Genomic DNA, 4,176 nt, shown 5'->3' on the forward strand with positions numbered 1-4,176 from the left:
ATCGATCGCCCTCATTTGCTCAAAGCGATCACCTACTGGTGGCAATACGCGCCCAAGCATCGACCGCTGCGGTGGGCTGTGGAACACGACGGCGTTCAATATCCTGCCAAGTTGCTCATCAGCAGGGCCAACATCTGGGCCAATGGAGCGCCCTGGCCGTCGCGCCTGTTTTCTGGTGGCCGGGATTGCCACAAGTTTTTGAGCGATCGGGGGTTCTCGATTGCTCCCCTCGATCGCCGCCGCTTGGCATGACCACTAGCGATCGCTCTCTTTTAGGGGGCGATCGCTCAATCAATCAACTTTAACCCCTGCCTTTGCCGATAACGCCAAGCCCTGAATTTTCCCTGGAGATTAGCCATGAAGACCGGATGCATCCAACACCCTCAGAACGCCCCACTGTTGATCGTTCATCAATGGCAGGTAGACAGCCTGAATGGAGATGTCGTCGCTGCTAAGCTCATGTCCTTTTTCGAGTATTGGCATTCTCACAAGCTTGATGAACTGCTCAAATCAGACAAGCCCGATAAACGGCTGCTGATCCAGCATCACTCTGAGCCGGAGTTAGAAGCCGCGCTGTTCGTTGGAGTTACCAGAAAGACGATCCGTAAGGCCATGAAACGGCTGGTAAATATGGGCGTTATTCAGCCAACGCGGAACCCCTATATTCCACAGGACAGAACCAGGCACCTGTTATTCATTCCAGAGAGAGCGCAGGAGTTAGCAAACCAATGGAATGAAATCTATCAAGCTCACTTCGAGGTATTCAAGGGCAAAAGACCCATTTGCATCCCTGGCAATCTCACTGAGGCGGCAAACGGTCAATTTGCCGATGCCAAAAGGCCAGATGACCGATTGCCTCAAACCCCTTCAGCGGCGGCAATCGGCCAAATAGACGATTGCAATGGGCCAAAAGACCTTTTGCAAAAGGCCGATTTGCCGCTTTCAGAAGGTCAAAATGCCGCTTTCAAAAGGCCAAATGACCTCGATCCTAAGATTACTTCCGAGATTACTTCAGAGACTACAGATCCCCCCCTAGCCCCCCAAGGGGGAACTTTGTCTCCCCCGGCTGCCCAAAAAGTTATTCCAATCGAGCAAGCCGAACAGCCAGAAGACCGCTTGCCCATACCGGACTCCCCAAAACCACATCACGACAATCCGGTTGGAGAGCCTGAAGGTTCGGGAGAGGGCAAAAATTCTGGGCGCGGCGCGTCTCAGCGCAAGAAGCGCAAGCCTACGGGCAAGACCAAGCAGGCAGCGGACGCTTATGAGCGGCGGCTGGAGCTGGACCCGGAGTTTGAGGCGCGGTGCGATCGCATGAGAGAGCAATGGGCACCGTTCATCAACCAACTGCGGGGGCACTACTGCGACCCGCAAGCGTTCCGGCGCGGCTATGCGTGGCTGATTAGCGAGTGGGCCGGAGAGCACCAGATGACTCCCGCCGAAGTCGAAGAAGGACTGAGCTACTACGTCGAGAGCAAGCTGGCCCAGGTGCAGGCAGGGCAGCAACCGACATCACCGCCCGATGGCATCCGGTTCTTCACGGGCAAGGCGGCGGACTCCGACCATCCCACGCCCTATTGCTGGCTGGCGCTGAAACGGAAGCGCGATCGCGCCGGGGTGGGCGAGATACCTGTTCGCCGCAAAAAGTACGGCATCGACCGACAGTCGTTTGTGGAACGGATGCGAAGAAAACAAGCGCAACAGGAGGCGCAAAATGCTTGATTTAGAATTTTTCGGAAAATGGCTTGATTTGCTGGGCGAGCACTACGGGCGGGTCATTAGCGATGATCTGGGCGAGTGCTACTACAGCGAATTTCAGCACCTGAGCAATGCTCAGTTTGAGCGTGGTGTGCGGTTATGTATGCGGCGTGAGCCTCGCTTCCCGCCCCTTGATCGCATCATCGAACTGGCAAGGGCCACGAGTGAGCGTCGGGCCGACTTGGAAGAATTTCAGCCCGATACCACGGTCTATGACCCGAATACGCCAGAGGCAAAAGCTGCCCGTGCTGAGATTCGCCAGCAGTTAGGGGCATTCAGGGCGGCGCGATCGCCTACGCCTGCATCGGGGATGGCGGCGTTGGGGGATGCCTTATCTGGGGTATCGCTCGCTGAGCAGCGCCACCCGGCAGCGCGACCTCCAGTGGCGAGGAGGTCAGCGTGAAACAGCCTGACACCGTGCAGCCGGACTTGTTCGCGCCTGGAGCACCTGTCACGCCTGCTGTGAAGTTCACGGCCCCTCCCAAGCCACAGGCCGACGTTCGACCACGCAAGGCAAAAGAAAAGAAAAAGAGTCATCGCACCGAGTCGGGCGATCGCTGCGAAGGTTCGATTCAGATTCCCGGCTTGAGCCACTTCCTGTGCGATCGCTGCGGTGAGTGGATCGCTACTAGCAAATTTTAACCACCGACTAAGAATGGCGATCGCCTTTTTGTTGTACCCACATTGAGGATTGTTCATGGCTATCCCCTCCGAATGCCGACTTGATATCTACGTTGACGAGAACGAGCCCGGCAGAGTCGCCCAGGTCGAGTCTGTCCTAGCTGGCTCTGCTCAATTAGCCCCCCTGCAAATCTTCGGAGTAGGCTATGCCGCTCAGTACAAAAACATCGTCGCGGCGGCCCACCCTGAACTGGTCAAGGCTCTGGAGATAAAGCTGAGCGAACTGGAAGGGGTTTACGTGAATTGCTATCCGCCTGAAATCGCGGCTGACCTGCAATCAGAGTGGGAGGGCGACCTATGACGGCACAAGTCGCGCAACCTATCTCGGAGCAAGAGGCCGATAAGCGCCTGAAGGATCTCTTGCATCACTTTGAAGGCGCTAAGGGGCGCTGGCATCGGTTGCAACGCTTTGGCGCGAGTGATGAAGTCTTGAAGGCGGCGATCGCTTTCGAGATTGGCATCTTTTCGGGGTCTTCAGGGCCTGGGAAGATTGGCATCTGCGGCAAAGGCGGTAAGTCTTCCCGTGTCTGGATTGGGTGCAGTATGCGAAGCAGACCTACGCTGTCCGGCAAAAGATTGATCAGTCGGGTGCGCTCCCTCATGCAAATTCCGTATCCGACTCGGTTGGAGAGCCATGCCGGATTCTGTGCAGGGCAAGCCGTCTGGGTGCTGGGCCGTCCTGATGAATTGCCAGGACAGCGCCTCATTCAGACCTGGGTGAACGGGGTGGTTGAAGATTTCGAGGGCGATCGCCTGCGGGTGTCCGTCGCCCAGCGCAGGCAGCGGCGGAGTCGTCAGCGTCCAATGGCGCGTTATGATGCGCTGCTCAAGCCTGAAGAGGTCTTTGCGGAACTGCCTGATTGGTCTGGATTCCTCCCGTTTGTGGAGCACATCCAAATCATTGAGCGTAGTCTGCTGCGGAATCTGAATCAGGCGATGCAGGAGGCTCACTCAGATGAGCAATTTGTGATGCTCGAAGATCAGGAGTTAGCGCTCATTGATGCCGTGAGTCGCTGGGCCAGGTCAAAGGGCTGGCGGCTGGTGGGCAAAAACGGACACTGGAGATGCTGTCCGCTCCGTGGGCAGTCGCGTCAGTTTACGCCGATGCTTCAACCCGAAGATGAGGCGATCTCGGATCCGCTCGACTTTCGCCAGGTGTACGTGAAGCGCGAGGGCCGCTTCATTCCTCCCCCTAAGCCCGTGCAGTTGAGTCTCTTCGAGGGCTTTTGAGTCTCCAGACTGTTAGGGAATAAATTAAAGGGAATGGGTGCTAGCTTGTTCCCTAACACTTTGCGAACGGGGTGGGGGGTCTTGTAATCATGAAATCACGAGGATTTTCATTAGATGGCTACGAAGATCGCTGCCCCCCATGCTGCCTCGCTCCTTCCTGAAGTGGGCGGGCGGCATGGGGCGACTGATCGACCAATATCAACCGTTCTTTCCAGATAGGATTTGCCGCTACTATGAGCCGTTTTTAGGTGGTGGAGCCGTCTTCTTTCATCTGCGCGATCGCTGTGAGCAAGCCACCATCAGCGACCTCAATCCCGAACTGATTAACGTCTATTGCTGCGTCCGCGATGATGTGGAGGCCGTTATCGCGATTTTGCGGCAGCACCAACAGCGCCACTGCCGCGACTACTACTACGCGGTACGGGCGAACCACCAGGTGCGATCGTCCATCCATCGCGCTGCCCGACTGATCTATCTCAACAAAACCTGCTTTAACGGCCTGTATCG

6 protein-coding genes and 1 pseudogene are annotated in these 4,176 nt (G+C 56.6%); all 7 read left to right on the top strand.

From position 1 onward, the window contains the following. A pseudogene (locus JUK32_RS02340) lies at positions 1-252 on the top strand (hypothetical protein); the annotation flags it as partial. Between the two features lie 801 nt (positions 253-1,053). Then, positions 1,054-1,722 (top strand): hypothetical protein, encoded by a 669-nt coding sequence (locus JUK32_RS02345; protein ID WP_204137245.1) that lies wholly within the window; start codon positions 1,054-1,056, stop codon positions 1,720-1,722. After that, the gene (locus JUK32_RS02350; RefSeq protein ID WP_204137246.1) at positions 1,715-2,161 is read left to right on the top strand and encodes a hypothetical protein; all 447 of its coding nucleotides are present in this window, start codon (positions 1,715-1,717) and stop codon (positions 2,159-2,161) included. The genes JUK32_RS02345 and JUK32_RS02350 overlap by 8 nt, the downstream gene beginning before the upstream one ends. Next, positions 2,158-2,400, top strand: coding sequence for a hypothetical protein (locus JUK32_RS02355; RefSeq protein ID WP_204137247.1), 243 nt, complete (start codon positions 2,158-2,160; stop codon positions 2,398-2,400). Before JUK32_RS02350 ends, JUK32_RS02355 begins: the two co-directional genes overlap by 4 nt. Positions 2,401-2,455: 55 nt before the next feature. Next, positions 2,456-2,740 carry a hypothetical protein gene (locus tag JUK32_RS02360; protein WP_204137248.1) on the top strand — a complete coding sequence of 95 codons (285 nt, stop codon included), beginning with the start codon at positions 2,456-2,458 and terminating at the stop codon, positions 2,738-2,740. After that, complete coding sequence (locus tag JUK32_RS02365) at positions 2,737-3,669, top strand: hypothetical protein (RefSeq protein ID WP_204137249.1); 933 nt, start codon at positions 2,737-2,739, stop codon at positions 3,667-3,669. The genes JUK32_RS02360 and JUK32_RS02365 overlap by 4 nt, the downstream gene beginning before the upstream one ends. A gap of 139 nt (positions 3,670-3,808) precedes the next feature. Further along, positions 3,809-4,176 (top strand): DNA adenine methylase (locus JUK32_RS02370; protein WP_204137250.1); only part of this gene is annotated, 368 nt, incomplete at its 3' end.

Source organism: Halomicronema sp. CCY15110, assembly GCF_016888165.1.
Classification (GTDB): Bacteria; Cyanobacteriota; Cyanobacteriia; order Phormidesmidales; family Phormidesmidaceae; genus Halomicronema.

What these genes read in the sequence shown, in the direction of transcription:
- JUK32_RS02350 (WP_204137246.1), top strand. Translation starts at nt 1,715, where the DNA reads ATGCTTGATTTAGAATTTTTCGGAAAATGGCTTGATTTGCTGGGCGAG.
- JUK32_RS02360 (WP_204137248.1), top strand. Translation starts at nt 2,456, where the DNA reads ATGGCTATCCCCTCCGAATGCCGACTTGATATCTACGTTGACGAGAAC.
- JUK32_RS02365 (WP_204137249.1), top strand. Translation starts at nt 2,737, where the DNA reads ATGACGGCACAAGTCGCGCAACCTATCTCGGAGCAAGAGGCCGATAAG.